14 protein-coding genes are annotated in these 17,731 nt (G+C 39.3%); 4 read left to right on the top strand and 10 right to left on the bottom strand.

Annotation, left to right across the window (positions count from 1 at the left end):
• Positions 1-4: 4 nt before the first annotated feature.
• From ACIFUW_RS05905 to pdhA, 3 genes are read right to left on the bottom strand one after another with little or no spacing between them, the layout of a single operon-like run.
• Positions 5-1,648 (bottom strand): dihydrolipoyllysine-residue acetyltransferase, encoded by a 1,644-nt coding sequence (locus tag ACIFUW_RS05905; RefSeq protein WP_002289687.1) that lies wholly within the window; start codon positions 1,646-1,648, stop codon positions 5-7.
• Positions 1,649-1,672: 24 nt separating this feature from the next.
• Entirely contained in the window at positions 1,673-2,650 is a 978-nt protein-coding gene (locus tag ACIFUW_RS05900) for an alpha-ketoacid dehydrogenase subunit beta (RefSeq protein WP_002289688.1), read from the bottom strand.
• A gap of 2 nt (positions 2,651-2,652) precedes the next feature.
• On the bottom strand, positions 2,653-3,762 hold the full coding sequence (pdhA, locus tag ACIFUW_RS05895; protein WP_002289692.1) for a pyruvate dehydrogenase (acetyl-transferring) E1 component subunit alpha: 1,110 nt from the start codon (positions 3,760-3,762) through the stop codon (positions 2,653-2,655).
• 161 nt (positions 3,763-3,923) lie between these two features.
• Here pdhA and ACIFUW_RS05890 point away from each other — a divergent pair, with 161 nt between their 5' ends.
• The gene (locus tag ACIFUW_RS05890; protein ID WP_002311951.1) at positions 3,924-4,181 is read left to right on the top strand and encodes a hypothetical protein; all 258 of its coding nucleotides are present in this window, start codon (positions 3,924-3,926) and stop codon (positions 4,179-4,181) included.
• 41 nt (positions 4,182-4,222) lie between these two features.
• Here ACIFUW_RS05890 and ACIFUW_RS05885 read toward each other — a convergent pair whose 3' ends face one another.
• From ACIFUW_RS05885 to chvE, 5 genes are all read right to left on the bottom strand, one after another.
• Positions 4,223-5,647, bottom strand: coding sequence for an aminotransferase-like domain-containing protein (locus tag ACIFUW_RS05885; RefSeq protein WP_002297114.1), 1,425 nt, complete (start codon positions 5,645-5,647; stop codon positions 4,223-4,225).
• Positions 5,648-5,910: 263 nt separating this feature from the next.
• Positions 5,911-6,888, bottom strand: coding sequence for a GMP reductase (guaC, locus tag ACIFUW_RS05880; protein WP_002287992.1), 978 nt, complete (start codon positions 6,886-6,888; stop codon positions 5,911-5,913).
• Positions 6,889-7,144: 256 nt separating this feature from the next.
• Positions 7,145-8,350, bottom strand: coding sequence for a multiple monosaccharide ABC transporter permease (gene mmsB, locus ACIFUW_RS05875; protein WP_002287993.1), 1,206 nt, complete (start codon positions 8,348-8,350; stop codon positions 7,145-7,147).
• 1 nt (position 8,351) lies between these two features.
• Positions 8,352-9,878: a multiple monosaccharide ABC transporter ATP-binding protein gene (gene mmsA, locus ACIFUW_RS05870; protein ID WP_002287995.1), complete on the bottom strand. Its 1,527-nt coding sequence runs from the start codon at positions 9,876-9,878 to the stop codon at positions 8,352-8,354.
• A gap of 53 nt (positions 9,879-9,931) precedes the next feature.
• Entirely contained in the window at positions 9,932-11,020 is a 1,089-nt protein-coding gene (gene chvE / locus ACIFUW_RS05865; RefSeq protein ID WP_002287997.1) for a multiple monosaccharide ABC transporter substrate-binding protein, read from the bottom strand.
• A gap of 219 nt (positions 11,021-11,239) precedes the next feature.
• On the opposite strand from chvE, the gene ACIFUW_RS05860 reads away from it, so the two are divergent.
• From ACIFUW_RS05860 to ACIFUW_RS05850, 3 genes are read left to right on the top strand one after another with little or no spacing between them, the layout of a single operon-like run.
• A complete protein-coding gene (locus tag ACIFUW_RS05860) occupies positions 11,240-12,256 on the top strand; it encodes an ABC transporter substrate-binding protein (RefSeq protein ID WP_002287999.1) in 1,017 nt (338 codons plus the stop codon).
• 13 nt (positions 12,257-12,269) lie between these two features.
• Positions 12,270-13,721 (top strand): sensor histidine kinase, encoded by a 1,452-nt coding sequence (locus ACIFUW_RS05855; protein WP_269528364.1) that lies wholly within the window; start codon positions 12,270-12,272, stop codon positions 13,719-13,721.
• The gene (locus tag ACIFUW_RS05850) at positions 13,714-15,279 is read left to right on the top strand and encodes a response regulator transcription factor (RefSeq protein ID WP_002288004.1); all 1,566 of its coding nucleotides are present in this window, start codon (positions 13,714-13,716) and stop codon (positions 15,277-15,279) included. The genes ACIFUW_RS05855 and ACIFUW_RS05850 overlap by 8 nt, the downstream gene beginning before the upstream one ends.
• Before the next feature lie 132 nt (positions 15,280-15,411).
• Here ACIFUW_RS05850 and ACIFUW_RS05845 read toward each other — a convergent pair whose 3' ends face one another.
• Both ACIFUW_RS05845 and purD read right to left on the bottom strand, forming a co-directional pair.
• Positions 15,412-16,326 carry an aldo/keto reductase gene (locus ACIFUW_RS05845; RefSeq protein ID WP_002288005.1) on the bottom strand — a complete coding sequence of 305 codons (915 nt, stop codon included), beginning with the start codon at positions 16,324-16,326 and terminating at the stop codon, positions 15,412-15,414.
• Between the two features lie 121 nt (positions 16,327-16,447).
• Positions 16,448-17,722, bottom strand: coding sequence for a phosphoribosylamine--glycine ligase (gene purD / locus ACIFUW_RS05840; RefSeq protein ID WP_002288007.1), 1,275 nt, complete (start codon positions 17,720-17,722; stop codon positions 16,448-16,450).
• Between the last annotated feature and the right edge of the window lie 9 nt (positions 17,723-17,731).

Genomic DNA, 17,731 nt, shown 5'->3' with positions numbered 1-17,731 from the left:
TTTATCATCCTTCCATCATTAATAGCTCTGGATCAGCTAAAAGACGTTTGATATTATTCATTGCTTGTTGCGCAGTTGCTCCATCTACGATACGGTGATCGAAACTTAATGACAGTTTCATCACACGACCGACAACGATTTCGCCTTCAGCATTTACGATTGGTTGTTGTGCAATCGTTCCTACACCTAAAATAGCTACTTCTGGATAGTTGATGACTGGTGTAAACCAACCGCCACCTACAGATCCGATATTGCTGATCGTAATTGTTCCATTGCGCATATCTTCTGCAGATAGTTTGCCGTCATGAGCTAATTTTGCTTTCTCATTGATTTCGTCTGCAATAGCAAACATTCCTTTGCGGTCTGCATCTTTCACATTTGGTACATATAGTCCGTGATCCGTATCAGTTGCAATACCGATATTGTAGTAATGTTTATAAACGATTTCTTGGTTTGCATCGTCGATAGATGCATTCAATACTGGGTATTTCTTAACAGTCGCTGTTAAAGCTTTCACGACATATGGCAAGAAAGTAAGTTTCGTACCATTTGCAGCAGCAACTTCTTTAAATCGTTTCCGATTATCCCATAGTTTAGACACTTCTACTTCATCATGCAATGTCACGTGTGGAGCTGTATGCTTACTGTTGACCATTGCTTTAGCGATAGCTTTACGTGTTGGCGTCATTGCTACACGTTCTTCCAAGTCTCCTAAGTTGGACTTGAATGGTTTTGCTGGTGCAGCTGGTTTGCTTTCTGCTGCAGGAGCTGCTTCTTTCGGTGCTGCCGCTTCTGGCGCTTCTGATTTCGCTGGTGCACTGCTTGGACCACCTGCCAAGAAGTTTTCGATGTCCTCTTTTGTTACTCTGCCACCTTTTCCAGTTGCAGTTACTTGTGAGATATCTACATCTTTTTCACGGGCAAATTGACGAACAGATGGCATAGCCAATACACGTTTATTTGGATCGGCAGCTTCAACGACACTTGCTGAACCTGATGTTTCCACTTTTTCTTTTGGTGCTTCAGCTGATGGCGCACTAGTTGACGGTGCACTATTGTGTCCAGGAGCATCGATTTCTACTAATACATCCCCAACATTTGCTACAGTGCCTTCTGGAACAATCACGTTTTTAACTGTCCCTGTGACAGGTGACGGAATTTCTTCTACTGATTTGTCATTTTGAACTTCTAGTAATGTATCATCTTCATTGATCGTATCTCCTGGTTTGACGAACCATTTGACGATTTCACCTTCTGCGATTCCTTCACCGATATCCGGTAACTTAAATTGGAAGACTCCTTCGCTTGACGATCCAGCTGATTCTGTATCAACAGTGGGTTCAGCAGCCGGTTTAGCTGGAGTTTGGGATTCTGCGGCTACACCACTGTCCCCTTCATTGTCTTCGTGTCCTGGTGCATCGATTTCTACTAATACATCCCCAACATTTGCTACGGTACCTTCTGGAACAATCACATTTTTAACCGTTCCTGTAACAGGTGACGGGATTTCTTCTACTGATTTGTCATTTTGAACTTCTAGTAATGTATCATCTTCATTGATCGTATCTCCTGGTTTGACGAACCATTTGACGATTTCACCTTCTGCGATTCCTTCACCGATATCCGGCAATTTAAATTGATAAGCCATGACTTTGTTTCGTCCCTTCTTTTCTTAAAATTCCGCGATTTCTTTTACTTTGTCTTCGATATCTTTTGCATTTGGCAACCAGACATTTTCTGCTTGTCCAAATGGGAAGACTGTATCAGGTGCAGAAACTCGTCCGATTGGGGCTTCTAATGAAAGGATAGCGCGTTCTGAGATCTCAGAAACTACTTGCGCGGCAACGCCCGCTTGTCGTTGTGCTTCTTGGACAACAACTACGCGACCAGTTTTTTCCACGGATTGAATGATCGTTTCTACATCTAATGGCGCAACTGTACGAAGATCAATGATTTCAACAGATATATTTTCTTTTGCAAGATTGTCTGCTGCTTTGATTGCTTCACGCACCATTGCTCCGTATGTGATAATAGATACATCTGTTCCCTCACGAGTAACTGCTGCTTTATCCAAAGGAACTTCGTAAGCTTCATCCGGCACTTCTTCTCGGAATGAGCGATATAGTTTCATGTGTTCTAGGAAAACAACCGGATCGTTACTTCTAATAGAAGAAATCAATAGTCCTTTTGCATCATAAGGGTTGGAAGGAATCACTACTCGAATACCAGGAGACTGAGCGATCAAACCTTCTAAATTATCCGAATGCAATTCTGGTGTATGAACACCGCCACCAAATGGCGAACGAATTGTGATGGGTAGATTTCTAGTGCCGCTCATTCGATATCTTGTACGAGCCATTTGAGCTACTACTTCGTCCATTGCTTCGAAAATAAAACCAAAGAATTGGATTTCAGGAACTGGACGAAATCCTTCTAACGCAAGACCGAAACTCAATCCTGCGATTCCAGATTCAGCTAAAGGAGTATCGAATACTCGGTCTTCTCCGAACTTTTCCTGCAATCCTTCAGTTGCCCGGAAAACTCCTCCGTTTTTCCCAACATCTTCACCAAAAACAACGACATTCTCGTCATTTTCTAGTTCAAGTGCTAAGGCATCTGTGATTGCTTGGATCATTGTTTTTTGTGCCATGATTATTTCGACTCCTTCGCTTCATAAATTGCAATTTGTTCTTTGATTGATTGTGGAGATACTTCGAACATGTTTTTCAAGAAATCTGAAACCTTTTGTTTTGGTACTTTGTCGGCTTCAGCAATAGCTGCTTTGATTTCTTCTTTAGTTGCTTCGATGACTTGTTCTTCTTTTTCTTCAGACCAAAGTCCTTTTTCCGTCAAATATTTACGGAAGCGGATCAATGGATCTTTTTTCTGCCAATCGTCATCTGTGTCTTTTGTACGGTAGCGGGTTGGATCGTCACCAGATAGTGTATGTGGTCCATAACGATAAGTCAGTGTTTCGATTAGGACTGGTCCATTTCCACTGATCGCCCATTCCCGTGCCATTTTAGATACAGTATATACTGCAAGCGGATCCATTCCATCGACTTGAATACCAGGAATCCCAGCTGCGACAGCTTTTTGTGCAAGTGTTTTTGCTGCAGTTTGTTTTTCACGAGGTGTAGAGATCGCATACCCGTTGTTTTGGATATAAAATACGGCATTTGCATGGTAAGCGCCAGCGAAATTGATTGCTTCGTAAAAATCACCTTGTGATGAACCGCCATCACCAGTATAAGTGAAGACGACATTTTTCTTGTTTCGTTTCTTCAAACCTAATGCAACACCGGCTGCTTGTACATATTGTGCACCGATGATAATTTGTGGTGGTAGAGCTTTCAATTCTTCCGGATAAGAATTACCTGCAGCATGTCCTCGAGACCATAAAAAAGCTTGAGATAAAGGTAAACCATGTTTTACTAGTTGAGGTACATCCCGATAACCTGGAAGAAGAACATCTTCTTTATCAAATGCGTAAGCACTAGCCAGCTGACTTGCCTCTTGTCCAGCAGTTGGTGCAAAAAAGCCTAGGCGTCCTTGGCGGTTCAGCGCTGTTGAACGTTGGTCTAATACACGAGACCATACCATATGAGTCATTAATTCAACGAGTTCATCATCGGATAAATCAGGTACTAAATCTTTGTTAACTACGTTTCCATCTTGATCAAGTGCTTGATATACTGGGAAATCTGCATTGACTTCATCTAGCAGTGCTTGGAAGTCGATCGGTGCTTTTTTGTTTGCCATTTGTCACACATTCCTCTCTCATCTATAAGAAAATCTCTTCATTCTGCGATTGAAACAGTGAATAAAACTGTATCACTATTTAACCGTCTTCATTAATAAATTATCATGGATTTATGAGAAATACAAGCTAAAAGCACAAATTTTCACGATGAAAGGAAATTATGCCAATCCGCATATTAACAGCATTAGTGAATAAAATCACAATAAGGAAAGCGTTTTATATTTCATCTGCATTTTTTCTATTTTCTAATCAAACTTACAACCATCTGTTTCTATTTAAAAACGTTGGTGTTATACAGTTTTGTTGCAAACATTTATTTTATTTACACATCGTGAACGGACGTACAAATAATGGTTTTTTCTTAGTTTCTTTATATCGTATTCTTTTTCCGAAAAAAAAGAAACAGCTTGAAATTTAAATCCAAGCTGTTATATTCTTTAATCTATTTACTTTGTGAAATTATTCTGTTAACCACTTTTCTAGAATTTTCATCTTTGAATAAAACAACGGTATTTGGTTTTCATCCAGCCTACTGTAATTGATTCTGATTCCATTTATATCTTGCCCAAAAAGTAGACTTGGTGCAATTCCAAGACCCATATCTACTACTTTTTCTGCTAGTTCGGGGTCTAGTTTTTTCCCATCCCAAGTAATCCAGGCATAGTAACCACCTAAAATTGAATGAAGCTTGAAAAACGATTGTGAATCTCCCCAAGCGCTTATCAGTCGGCTTTTTTCTTTCAACTTTTTTCTTACATCTTGCATTTTCAAATCAATTGCTTCATTAAATACATTAGCCACTGTGATTTGTGTAAGGATATTCATCGAAAACTCCATCATTTCTTGCGCTTGAGCTAGTTGCGAGATAAAAGTCTCAGGTCCTATCACCCAACCGATTTTCGTTGTTTTTCCTAAAACCCTAGATAACGAACCGACGTATAACACATTATCCGGATCAATCGTTCGTATAGGAAGGACTTCTTCTTGGTTTAGAAATGAAAGATCCGTAAATACATCGTCTTCAATAATTGGAAGCCGATACTGTCGACACAATTCTACTAGCTTTTCTCGTCGTTTTTGACTCATCACTTTTCCTGTAGGGTTTTGAAAATTCGGGTTGATAAGCACTGCTTTCAATTTATTTTTATGGATCGATTCTTTCAGTTTTTCTAAGTCGATCCCTTCTTCATCCATCGGTATCCCAAATAAACGCGTTCCTGAAGCTTTGAAAAGAGGTAATCGGTAAAAAAAAGAAGGTGACTCTACAGCTATCCCCTCTCCAGCTGAAAGAATCGTTTGTAAAATCAAAAAGATTGCTTGCTGACCGCCACCAGTCACAAGAAGCTGGTTGGGGGAAAATGCCAATTCAAATTTACTTTCCAAATACCGTTTGATTTTGTTACGTAACGGAGTATAGCCTAAAAGATCCATTTCTTTTTCTTCCGCTAAGATTTCTTCAAGAGAATAAGAAGGAAACTCAAAATTCGGCAAAAGCTCATCTGGCATCTCGCTAGCGTATAAATCAAGAAACGATGTTTTTTGGATCTGCTTTGCTTCTCTTATTTTTTGCTCATACCAGTCCGTCTGCTCATAACGAGGAGAGATCATTTGCCGCCAATCGATTCTTGGAACAGCGAATTTCCCCCATTCAGTCTGATTAACAAACCATCCGCTGCCACGTTTGCTCGTTAGTACCCCAAGCTCCCTAAGCTCTTCCAATGCATGGACAACGGTGGAACGATTCACACCAAAAAGTTGCCCTAGTTTTCGTTCTGATTCAAGTTGACTTCCAGGATTGATCCTTCCGTTTTCGATTTCTCTCATAATCTGTTCCATAATTTGACGATAAATCGGTCCTTGTTTTTTCTCTACTTTTTCCCACATAAGCTTCTCTTTTCTATTGTCTATTTTTTCTTTTGATTTTACCGAATTTACGAGAAAAAAGAAAAACTTTTTTTGCAAAACATAAGGGACTGTGACAAAAATCTTATCACAGTCCCTTATTCTGAATAATGATGTTCAAAAGCTTGTATCTGCGATAATAATTCCAGCCAAACAAAACATATAAAGAACTATTTTTGTTTGGCTGTTCTTATTACTTAATGCAGGACAACTTTTTCACAACATCCTAATATTTTATTTATTTTTTAGATTGTGTCTCCATTAAAAATCGAATTTTTCACGATGACATAGTCAACTTTTCGAATGGCTTCCAGATCTCTTCCTCCAGCATAAGAAATAGATGATTGAAGGTCTTGTTGCATTTCCACTAGTGTATCTTTCAAAGATCCTTTGTGTTGGATCCAGATTTTCTTTCCTTCAACATTTCGTTTTTCGCCTTTTTGGAATTCTGAAGCAGAACCAAAGTATTCTTTATACACGATTCCATTTTCGACTTTTGTTTCGCCAGGAGATTCCTCGTGACCGGCAAACAATGAACCAATCATGACCATTGTCGCACCAAAACGGACAGATTTTGCAATATCGCCATGTGTTCTGATCCCACCGTCAGCGATGATCGGCTTGCGAGCTGCTTTCGCACACCATCTAAGAGCTGCCAGTTGCCAGCCTCCAGTCCCAAAGCCTGTCTTGATTTTTGTAATACATACTTTTCCTGGACCAATCCCGACTTTTGTTGCATCTGCGCCCGCATTTTCCAATTCACGGACGGCTTCCGGTGTACCAACATTACCGGCAATCACAAAAGTTTCAGGCAAATATTTTTTAATATGCTGAATCATATCAATAACTGAGTTAGCATGTCCATGCGCGATGTCGATAGTGATATAATCAGGATTTAGCGATTCTTCTGCCAACTTCTCTATAAAGGAATATTCCTCTTTCTTGACGCCAACACTGATCGAGGTAATCAATCCACGCTTTTTCATTTTTTTGATAAACGGAATTCGAGCTGCTTCATCAAACCGATGCATGATATAGAAATAACCATTTTCCGCTAAGAATTCTGCGATTGTTTCATCAATAATCGTCTGCATGTTGGCAGGCACTACTGGCATTTTGAATGTATGTTTACCTAATGTGACCGTTGTATCACATTCAGAACGGCTATTTACGATACATTTATTAGGAATTAATTGAATATCTTCGTAATCAAATACTTTCATTACATTATCCTCCTGATGTTCACATCCAGCAAAACACGAACATTATTAATTTAATCAAGGCTTTTTTTAGCGCCCTATGTAATTTAACTCAATTAAGCAAAAAAATCAAGAGCAAAAAGAGAATTTATACGAATGGTAAAAAAACATATATTATTTTTAGTCTATACAAACGAAACAATGAATGTTCGCTTTTAGCGAAAAAAAGACTGTGACAAATGTCTTGTCACAGTCTTTTTTCTGAATAACCGGCGTTCTCCTACGTTGTTCGTTTTTTCTTATTATACAAGTCTAGCACAACGGCTAAAAGCAAGATCAATCCTTTGATTGCCTGCTGCCAGTCTACCCCGACGCCTAAAATCGACATGCCATTGTTCAATACACCCATGACCAAGCCACCGACAATCGCACCCATGATTGTTCCAATGCCGCCGGAAGTCGAAGCACCACCAAAATATACTGCCGCCATTGCATCCAGTTCCATCGATGTACCTGCTTGAGGTGTTGCCGCATTCAATCGAGCAGCTAAAACTAATCCAGCTAAAGCTGCCATGACTCCCATGTTGACGAATACCCAGAACGTGATTCGCTTTGTTTTGATCCCTGATAGTTCAGCCGCTTTTCGATTTCCGCCCGTCGCATAAATCTGTCGACCTGCTACTGTTTTATTTGTCAAAAACCCATATGCTGCAACGATCAAACCAAGAATGATCAAAATAATCGGATACCCTTGATAAGAGGCAAAGATATAAGTTATTCCTAGTACAACGACTGCTGTAAATACCGCCTTTACCAAGAAAGCTGTTGGAGATTCCACTTCAAATAAATGATTTTTCCGACGATTTCTTGTTCGCCATTGACCAACAACTAACACGATCGTGATGATCATTCCTAAAATCAATGTCAAGAAGTGAAGGCTGCTTCCTTCGCTTAAGTCTGGTAAATAACCCGTAGACATTTTTTGGAAAACAGCTGGAAAAGGTGCTAGAGATTGGCCTCCTAGAACAACTTGTGTCAGTCCACGAAACATCAGCAATCCTGCTAAAGTCACGATAAACGCCGGTATCCCTGCATAAGCTACCCAAAAACCTTGCCATGCGCCGATCAGCCCGCCTACTGCAAGACATGCGATAACTGTCATCCACGGGTTCATTTGGCGATTGACCATCATCATGCCCGCAATTGCACCAACAAACGCCATCACTGACCCTACCGACAAATCCACATGACCTAAGAGCACAACTAATAACATCCCTGCAGCTAGTACTAATATATGGCTATTTTGCAGAACAAGGTTAGTTATATTCAATGGACGCCAGAAAATACCATCCGTCATCAATTGAAACGCAATAAGTAGTCCCGCTAAAATGATCACCATGCTGTAGCGACCAAAAAGATCAGCTGCTCTACTTTTCAAATTTAGTTTTTTCTCTTTTTTATCCGTAAGATTTTTTGCCTGTTCCAACTTAACCCACCTCTTCTTTCGTCATTAATTTCATCAAGACTTCCTGATCTGCATCTTCTCGCGAGACTTCTCCTGTAATACGTCCTTCGTTCATCGTATAGATTCGATCACACATCCCTAATATTTCAGGAAGTTCAGAAGAGATAAGACAGACAGCTTTGCCATTTGCTGCCATTTCTTCGATAATCGTGTAGATCTCATATTTTGCCCCAACATCTATCCCACGGGTTGGCTCATCCAAAAAAAGAATATCGGGTTGTGTCATCAGCCACTTGGATAAAACGACTTTTTGTTGATTCCCACCACTAAGACTACTGACAATTTGATGGATGGAGTTTGTTTTTATACGCATCTTTTTCCGGAAATTTTCTGCCTCAGTTACTTCTTTTTCTTTATCTAATACTCCTTTTTGACTTATTTTATCCAAACTGCTCAGCGTCACGTTTTCCCGAATATCCATCAGCAGATTCAGTCCTAAAGATTTTCGGTCCTCCGAGACATAAGCGAGTCCGTTTGCAATGGCTGAAGGAACGGTCTTAACTGATATCTCTGCCCCTTCCTTTAATATACGTCCGGATATCTTGCTTCCATAAGAATGTCCAAATAGACTCATAGCGAATTCAGTTCTGCCCGCTCCCATCAGTCCAGCTATTCCTACAATCTCTCCTTTTTTCAAATGCAAGTTGATGTGGTCGTTTATGATTCGCTCGTGATCAAGAGGGTGATAGACCGTCCAGTCTTCTACTTTAAAATAAACTTCTCCAATATCCGGTTTTCTTTCAGGATAACGATCAACTAAATCTCTGCCCACCATTCCGCGAATAATATGCTCTTCGCTGATCATTTCATTTTCTAGTGTCTCAATCGTCTGTCCATCCCGTAAAATGGTGATTCGATCTGCGATATCCACGATTTCATTCAGCTTATGTGAAATAATGATGGAGGTTACACCTTGCTCTTTCAACTCTCGGATCAATCTCAGCAAATTCGCGCTTTCTTCTTCATTCAATGCAGCGGTAGGCTCATCCAAAATCAACAGACGGACGGATTTTGATAATGCTTTAGCTATTTCAACTAGTTGCTGTTGCCCTACGCCAATCTGGGATACTAGAAGATTCGGGTCGATAGACAAACCGACTTTATTCAGCAGTTCATATGTTTTCTTTTCTGTCAGTTCCCAATCAATCACGCCTCTTTCTGCTTGTTCATTTCCGAGAAAAATATTCTCTTTTATTGAAAGATAAGGACTTAGTGCTAATTCTTGATGAATGATGACGATGCCTTTTTCTTCACTATCTTTCAAATCTTTAAATTGACACAGCTTTCCATCATAAAAGATTTCCCCGTCATAGGAGCCATATGGATACAAGCCGCTCAAGACATTCATCAATGTTGATTTTCCCGCTCCGTTTTCTCCGCACAATGCATGGATTTCCCCACGTTCAATCATCAGATTCACGCAATCTAACGCTCGGATTCCAGAAAATTTTTTGGTGATATCTGCCATTTTTAAAATACAATCCGCCATAATTCTTATCCTCTCTCTGACTTAGATCTCTTTAGTTCCTTGTTTGGTTCCTCTTAATTTTTCAGATCGGATTCTTTATAATAATCGGTGTCGATCAGCTCTGCTTGATAATTATCTTTATCGACAGATACTGTATTTGCTAAATACGTAGGGACAGTTTTCACCCCATTATCATAAGTTTCAGTATCATTGACCGGAACCTCTTCTCCATCACTGATTGCTTTGATCATTTCAATCGTATTTTTTGCTAAGATACGTGTGTCTTTAAAGATCGTTTGTGTTTGTTCCCCGGCAATGATCGATTTAACGCCAGCAACTGTCGCATCTTGTCCAGTAATCACAGGTAAAGGTTTACTTTCACTCCCATACCCCACGCCTTTTAATGACGAAATGATTCCTAAACTTATTGGATCATATGGCGACAAAACAGCATCCAATGTTTGGTCAGTATAATTTGCGCTTAACAGATTATCCATCCTTGCTTGCGCCGTAGAACCATCCCAGCGAAGCGTAGCGATTTGACTGAAACTCGTCTGTCCAGATGGCACGACCAACTGACCGTTGTCCATATATGGTTGTAAAACAGACATCACTCCGTTGTAATTGATTAGTGCGTTGTTGTCGTCAGGCGAGCCACCAAATAATTCAATCGTGAATGGTCCTTTTCCTTCTTTCAATCCTAAGTGCTCTTCAATATAAGCTGCTTGCGATACACCTACTCCAAAATTATCAAAAGTCGCGTAATAATCGACATTTTCTGAATTCATCAGTAAACGATCATAGGCGATCACCTTGATATCTGCTTCTTTTGCTTTAGCTAACACATCAGTTAAAGCCGAACCATCGATAGAAGCAATCACAAGTGTATCTACCCCTTTTGTAATCATATTTTCTATTTGTGCTACTTGATTTTCTACTTTATCTTCTCCATATTGAAGATCTGTTTTATAACCCAGTTTTTCTAATTCCGAGACCATGTTGTTCCCATCAGCGATCCATCTTTCTGCTGATTTGGTCGGCATAGCGATTCCTACATACCCCGTACTATCATCTGCAGATCCTGAATTGCCACACGCACTTAATAGAATGCTTGCGGTCAAAATAGCGATAGTCCCAACAATCTTTCTAAATTTGTTTTTCATTTTTTATCCCCCATTTCAATTGATACACCGAGTATAGCTAATAAAGAAAGCGTTAACATTGATTTTTTTATGGGATTTACTTTAAATTTTTTAGGTGTACTTTTTTTGTCTTGGATTTTTTTAAGTTTCTTGGATTTTTTTCGATTGATTCCTTTTGACTTTGATTTTCCCTTTTATCTGATAAGATAGTACTAACAAATCCAGATGGAGTGATTTAAAGTGAAACGTGTTTTATTTTTTTTAGCCCTTGTTGTAATCGCTTACCAAATGATGGGGTGTACACCTAATACAAAGGAAGCACCTGACCCACTAGTCGTTGGTTTTTCGCAATCAGGAACGGAGAGTAGCTGGCGGAAAAAGCATACTGAATCAATTATCACTGCGCTTGAAAAAGAAGATTACCAAGTTCTCTACCGAAATGGCTACATGAATCAGGAACGGCAAATCCAAGATATACGGACGTTCATTGCCTATAAAGTGGATATGATCATTTTTACTCCTTTGCAAGAATCCGGGTGGGACTCTGTATTAAAAGAAGCAAAGCGAGCAGGGATCCCTGTCATACTTGTCGACAGACATATTCAAACGAATGATCCCGAGCTTTTCGTCACCCACATTGGCCCCAGTTTCAAAGCAGAAGGAAATCGGGCGGGTTTATTTGTCAGCAATCACTTCACAAATTCAAAGAAACAGGAAATCAGAATCCTAGAACTTGCTGGTTCAGAGAACTCCACACCGACCAAGCTACGCTCCGAAGGATTTTTGGAATCAATCAATCGTAAACCAACCCTAAAAAAAGATGGAACCATCGACCATAAACCTCCGATGACTATTGTTCACCGAATTGTCGGTGATTTTATTCGGATGAAAGGAAAAGACCAGATGAAACGATATTTAGAAACAAATGATTTATCCGAAATCGATGTATTATACAGCCATAGTGATGAAATGACTCACGGTGCTTTAGCTGCGATAAAAGAAACATCAATCAAACCTGGAGAAGATTTGATCATTGTAACTATTGATGGACAAGAAGATATGATCGAGAAGCTACGCTCAGGAATCGTCAATTGTGTAGTCGAGTGTAAACCTGATGTCGGCTGGTATGTAGCCAATACCGTTACTCGTTATTTTGGAAATATTCAAACAGGAAAAACATTACCTAAAGATATTTTTATTTCCGAGACTGTCTTTTCCCAGCAGAATATAGCTAACATCCCAACCAGAAATTATTGACTGGAGAAGTATCATGACAAAAAATTTAAGCATAAAACAGATTTTTGCCCAAGCAAACAAAGCCATGCTTCTATTTGCTGTTATCCCTTTGCTACTGAGCATACTGTTATATTCGCAACAGATTTTGATTTATCAACAGACGATCGCAAATATCCAAAAAGCAGATGCAATTGCTTTGAAGGTTGATCAAAAAGTTTTGGAAAGTATGTGGGACTTGATTTCTGGCCAAGTAACCGTAGATGAGTTCAATGAGGAAAATATCCTAGAAGAACTTAGGAATGATATTCGAGAGAGCAAAAATAATACAAATACACTTAAAGAAATTAGTACGTTAGATGTATCGCTACGTACGATCGATACACTGGAAGATTATCAAAACGAGCTGATCAATAATATCTTGGCAAAAGATTTTATGGATACCAATGAAGAGATCATCAATCAGGTAGATTCTGTCACTCAACTGCTGTCAGATATCTTACAAGATTTTGTTCGTGTGGAGATCGACTTAGCAAGCAAAAAAAATACGACACTTGTCCGCTCGCTCATTCTATTAACAATAGTGGAACTTGGAGTTCTTAGTACCATTTTTTTCTATGCGAAAAAGAATCGTCGCTTTTTAGAGAGAAAGGTCCAAGAACCGATCAATCAGCTGATCGAGATGTCAGAACAACTTTCTTCAGGGAACCTTGGCTTTCGTTTAACCCTGCCGGAAACACTGGAATTACAAACACTTACCGCTAGCATGAATAAAATGGCGGAAGATCTAAACCAGTCTTTACGGGAGAACGCTTTGAAACAATACCATTTAGCACAAAGTGAAGTTCGTGTATTGCAAGCTCAGATTACTCCCCATTTTATTTATAACAGTTTGGATGCCATTATTTCTTTGATCGAACAAGACTGCTTTGAAGAAGCTCTGACTATGACCCATGCACTTTCCGGCTTTTTTCGTACGTCTTTAAGCAAAGGACAAGACTGGATTCCTCTTGAAAAAGAAATTAGCCATATCAATGATTATCTAGTCATCTTAAAAATAAGATACGGCCATATGCTTGACTATAAGATCGATATACCAGAAACACTTTTTCCTGTTTCTATTTTAAAAATGATCTTGCAGCCATTGATTGAAAATGCTGTATACCATGGAACGAAGTACGTCCGTCACAAAGGATTTATTCGTATTACCACATGCAAAATTGATGAGATGATCCAATTCAAAGTTATAGACAACGGGATTGGCATCCCTGCAGAAAAACTGGCAGAAATACGTAAAGAGTTAGCCAAAGGGATCGATTCAGATTTCAGTATCGGCTACGGACTTTACAACGTAAACAAGCGTCTCCTTCTTTATTACGGAAATGATCAAAAACCTATCACGATTGACAGCAAATACCGAGAAGGAACAACTGTCACACTGATGATCCCTCTATCTCCCAAAACAATTGGAGGAAACAAACATGTATAAAGTTTTTATCATCGAAGACGAATACCTCATTCGCAATAACTTGCGGGAACAAATAACTGTCCTTGGTTCTTATTATCCAATCACTTATGTCGGCGAAGCTGGAGATGGTGAGATGGCACTGTCTTCAATTATCGACTTACAGCCCGACATCATTCTGACTGATATCCAAATGCCTTTCATGGACGGGTTGACTTTTTCAAAAGAAGCAAGGAAACTACTTCCTTGGACTCGTCTCATATTTATTAGTGGATTCGACGATTTCGATTATATGAAAGGAGCAATCCAGGTACAGGCAGATGATTATCTGCTTAAACCGATTAAAAGTAGCGAATTGAAACAAGCAATAGAAAAAGCAGTAACTGCTTTAGATTTGCAGCAAAAAGAAACGCACACTTCTTCTGATCTTGTTTTCGAATTGAAAAAAAATCATTTCTTGAACGGTTTGTTCAAAGGCTCACTTACGATCAGTGAAACATTGAAACTTGCTGAATCTTTCAATCGCTCTTTAGCAGGGAAAAAAATGACCGTATTATTAGCAGCAAACCAAGTCAGTACAGACTTTGAAGATTACGCTCATCTCAGTGATTATTTGAAGTTTTTATTTAGGGAGAATCAACAAGTGATCTTCTCTGCTGTTTCCTCTCGATTCATCAAATTTTTAATAGTTGATTCTCTTGAAGAAAATGTGATCGAGACCAGTTATCAGGTAGCCCAAACGTTGGTCCATGAATTAGAAAAGGGACAAAAAAATAATTTTTCTGTCGCCATTGGTCCTGTCGCAGAAAGAATCAGCGAATTACCTGCATCTTTTGAGATCACGCAGATGATACTTGAAACCGCCAGTTCCCTTAAAGAACAAATTATCAGCTATGAGGATTTGATTCAAGAAGCGAAACTTCCAGTTGATTCTGTCTTTTACTTTGACCTCTCACTTGATTTGTCTTCATTATCGAAAAACGAAGTATCTAAGTACATCGAACACTTGACGAAACCACAAGGCACACCAACTCGAACACGATTATATCGTTTATTTGTCTTGACTAAGCTACTCCAGCATGTCTGCCTGAAAGAAAAGAAAATCCCGCAAGAAATGGTTCATTGCACATCCACCAGTCAACGCTTAGCAATCAGCGCCGACGACTCGCTTTACCGTTCGACAGTTTATATGTTCATTTCTTTCTTAACTGCTCTGCCCTCACAGCCTTCAAGGAACAAATATCAGCCAATTTTGAACCATGCATTGGATTTTATCAAAGAAAATTTTACCGATCCAGATATGTCCTTAACTTGGGTCGCTCAACAAGTTGCATTAAGTCCCTCTCATTTCAGTACGATTTTTTCTCAATCGTTTAACCAAACATTCATCGATTATCTGACAGAACAAAGAATCGAATTAGCAAAAAAATTATTGCAGCAATCAGACTATCGTATTTCAGATATTGCTTTTGAAATTGGTTATAATGACCCTAACTATTTCAGTTATTTATTTAAGAAAAAACAAGGGATTTCTCCAAAAGAATATCGGACACAGCTTTTCCTTAAAAACAAAAATAACTAATAAACGAAATCCGTACAATGATACTCTTTCCATTTGCAATAAAAAAAGACAGAATATCTCGAAGCTGAAAACAGCTTTCAAGTTATTCTGTCTTTTTAATTTATAGCCCTTTTGACCTGCTTATGACAATCTTTAAGGTAAAATGTTTCCAGCAGCACGGTACAATTCGTACCAATCTTCCCGAGACATATTAATTTCTGAAGCTTGAGCGATTTCCTTGATTCGCCCTACGTTCATCGTACCGGCGATCACTTGCATATTGGCTGGATGGCGTAAAATCCAAGCAGAAGCCAAGCCAGTTGGTGTCGTTTGATATTTAGCTGCTAGTTCTTCTAATGTTTGGTTTAATTCAGGGAATTTTTCGTTCCCGATAAATACACCTTCAAAAAATCCATACTGGTATGGTGACCATGCTTGGATCGTCATATCATGCAATCGGGAATAATCAAGTACACTACCGTCATGATCGATACTTGCTTCATCTGTCATATTGACATGAATCCCTTGATCGATCATTCCAGTATGTTTCAAGCCAAATTGCAGCTGATTAGCTACTAATGGTTGACGAACATATTTTTTCAGCAATTCGATTTGCATTGGTTTTTGATTGCTGACGCCAAAATAACGAACTTTTCCTGACCGTTCCAATTCATCAAACGCTTCAGCTACTTCCTCTGGTTCTACCAATGTATCTGGACGATGAAGAAGTAAAGCATCCACATAATCCATTTTCAGACGGGTCAAACTTTTTTCTACAGATTCAATGATATGTTTTTTAGAAAAATCAAACATCACACCTGGAACGATTCCACATTTTGTTTGAATAAAAAGATCTTCTCGTTTGATTGATGTTTTTGCTAGAGCATCTGCAAAGATTTCTTCACATTCACCGTTTCCATAAATATCTGCATGGTCAAAAAAATCAATGCCGTTTTCATAAGCTGTCTCAATCACTTTTACTGGATCTTCCGCATTGTTGATACGCATACAGCCTAAGATCACTGCAGCTGCTTTCTGATCAGAAGTACCTAATTGAATTTTTTTCATCTGAACTCCTCCTTATTTATATACACAACAAAAGTGTACCACACTCTTTATGAAAAGGCTTCACTAAAATCGGCGCTTCCGATTATGTTTGTTGTATTTTTTATAAATGGAAGCAGCTGATTTACTTCACGATCAGTTCGCTATTGGCAGCTTTTTCTCCAATATCTGTACGATAAAATGTTCCATCTGTCGTTTTATCCATTAACGCGGTGTAAATTTTTTTCTGTGCTTCTTTGATCGTCTCACCGTATGCTTCTACTAAATAAAGACGTCCTCCTGCTCCAACTAGTTTGCCGTTATTTGAGGAAACTCCAGCATAGTAAACAGAAAGCTCTTCTTCCAGAAAATCTGGTAGAACCATTCCTGTCTCATATTCTTCGGGGTAACCGGCAGCTGCAACCACAACGCCTACATTGTATCCTTCTTGCTGCCACTTTAACTCTACTGTACGATTCTCTAATAAATCATCGATTACTTGCGCAAAGTCACTCTTCAACCGAGAAAGAACGACTTGCGTTTCAGGATCACCGAAACGCGCATTGAATTCGATCACTTTTGGTCCTTCCTTCGTAGCAATCAAACCCGCATATAAAACACCCGTGAAAGAGCGTCCTAGTTCTTTCATTCCCAAAGCCGCTGGTTTTAAAACTTCTTCCACAGCTTTTTCAATCATCTTTTTTGAAATTTGCGGTACTGGTGAATAAGCACCCATTCCGCCTGTATTTGGCCCTTTATCGTTATCAAATGCCCGCTTATGATCTTGCGAAATGACCATCGGATACACCTTGGTATTACGGACAAACGCCAAAAGGGAGAATTCTTCTCCTGCCAAAAACTCTTCTACGACGATTTTTTTGCTACTATCCCCAAATCGATGCTGGTTCAACATTTGTTCTGCCGCATCCAGCGCTTCCTTCACTGTGGTAGCCACGACTACACCTTTCCCAGCTGCTAAGCCGTCCGCTTTCACTACGATTGGCGCACCATTTTCTTTGATATACGCTGCTGCTTTTTCGTAACATTCAAAACTTCTGGATTTAGCTGTCGGGATTTGATAAGTATCCATTAATTGTTTAGCAAAACTTTTCGAACCTTCGATCAGAGCTGCTGCTTTTGTCGGACCGAAGATTTTCAATCCTTCCGCCATAAAATCATCGACGATCCCATTTAACAAAGGAACTTCAGGACCAACGATACTCCAATCAATAGCCTCTTTCTTAACAAAATGGATTAACGCTGAATGATCTCGCTCACTGATAGCGACACAATTGATACCATCTTTTGTCATCCCCGGATTTCCTGGCGCACAATACACCGTATCCACCTTCGGACTGGCTAAAAGTTTTTTACTTATTGCATGTTCACGACCACCTGCACCGATCACCAAAATGTTCATTTATCCGAC

Source organism: Enterococcus sp. PLH-Efm8 (genome assembly GCF_053011625.1).
The sequence above is the reverse complement of the archived record's forward strand: the minus strand, read 5'-3'. Positions and strand labels throughout refer to the sequence as shown.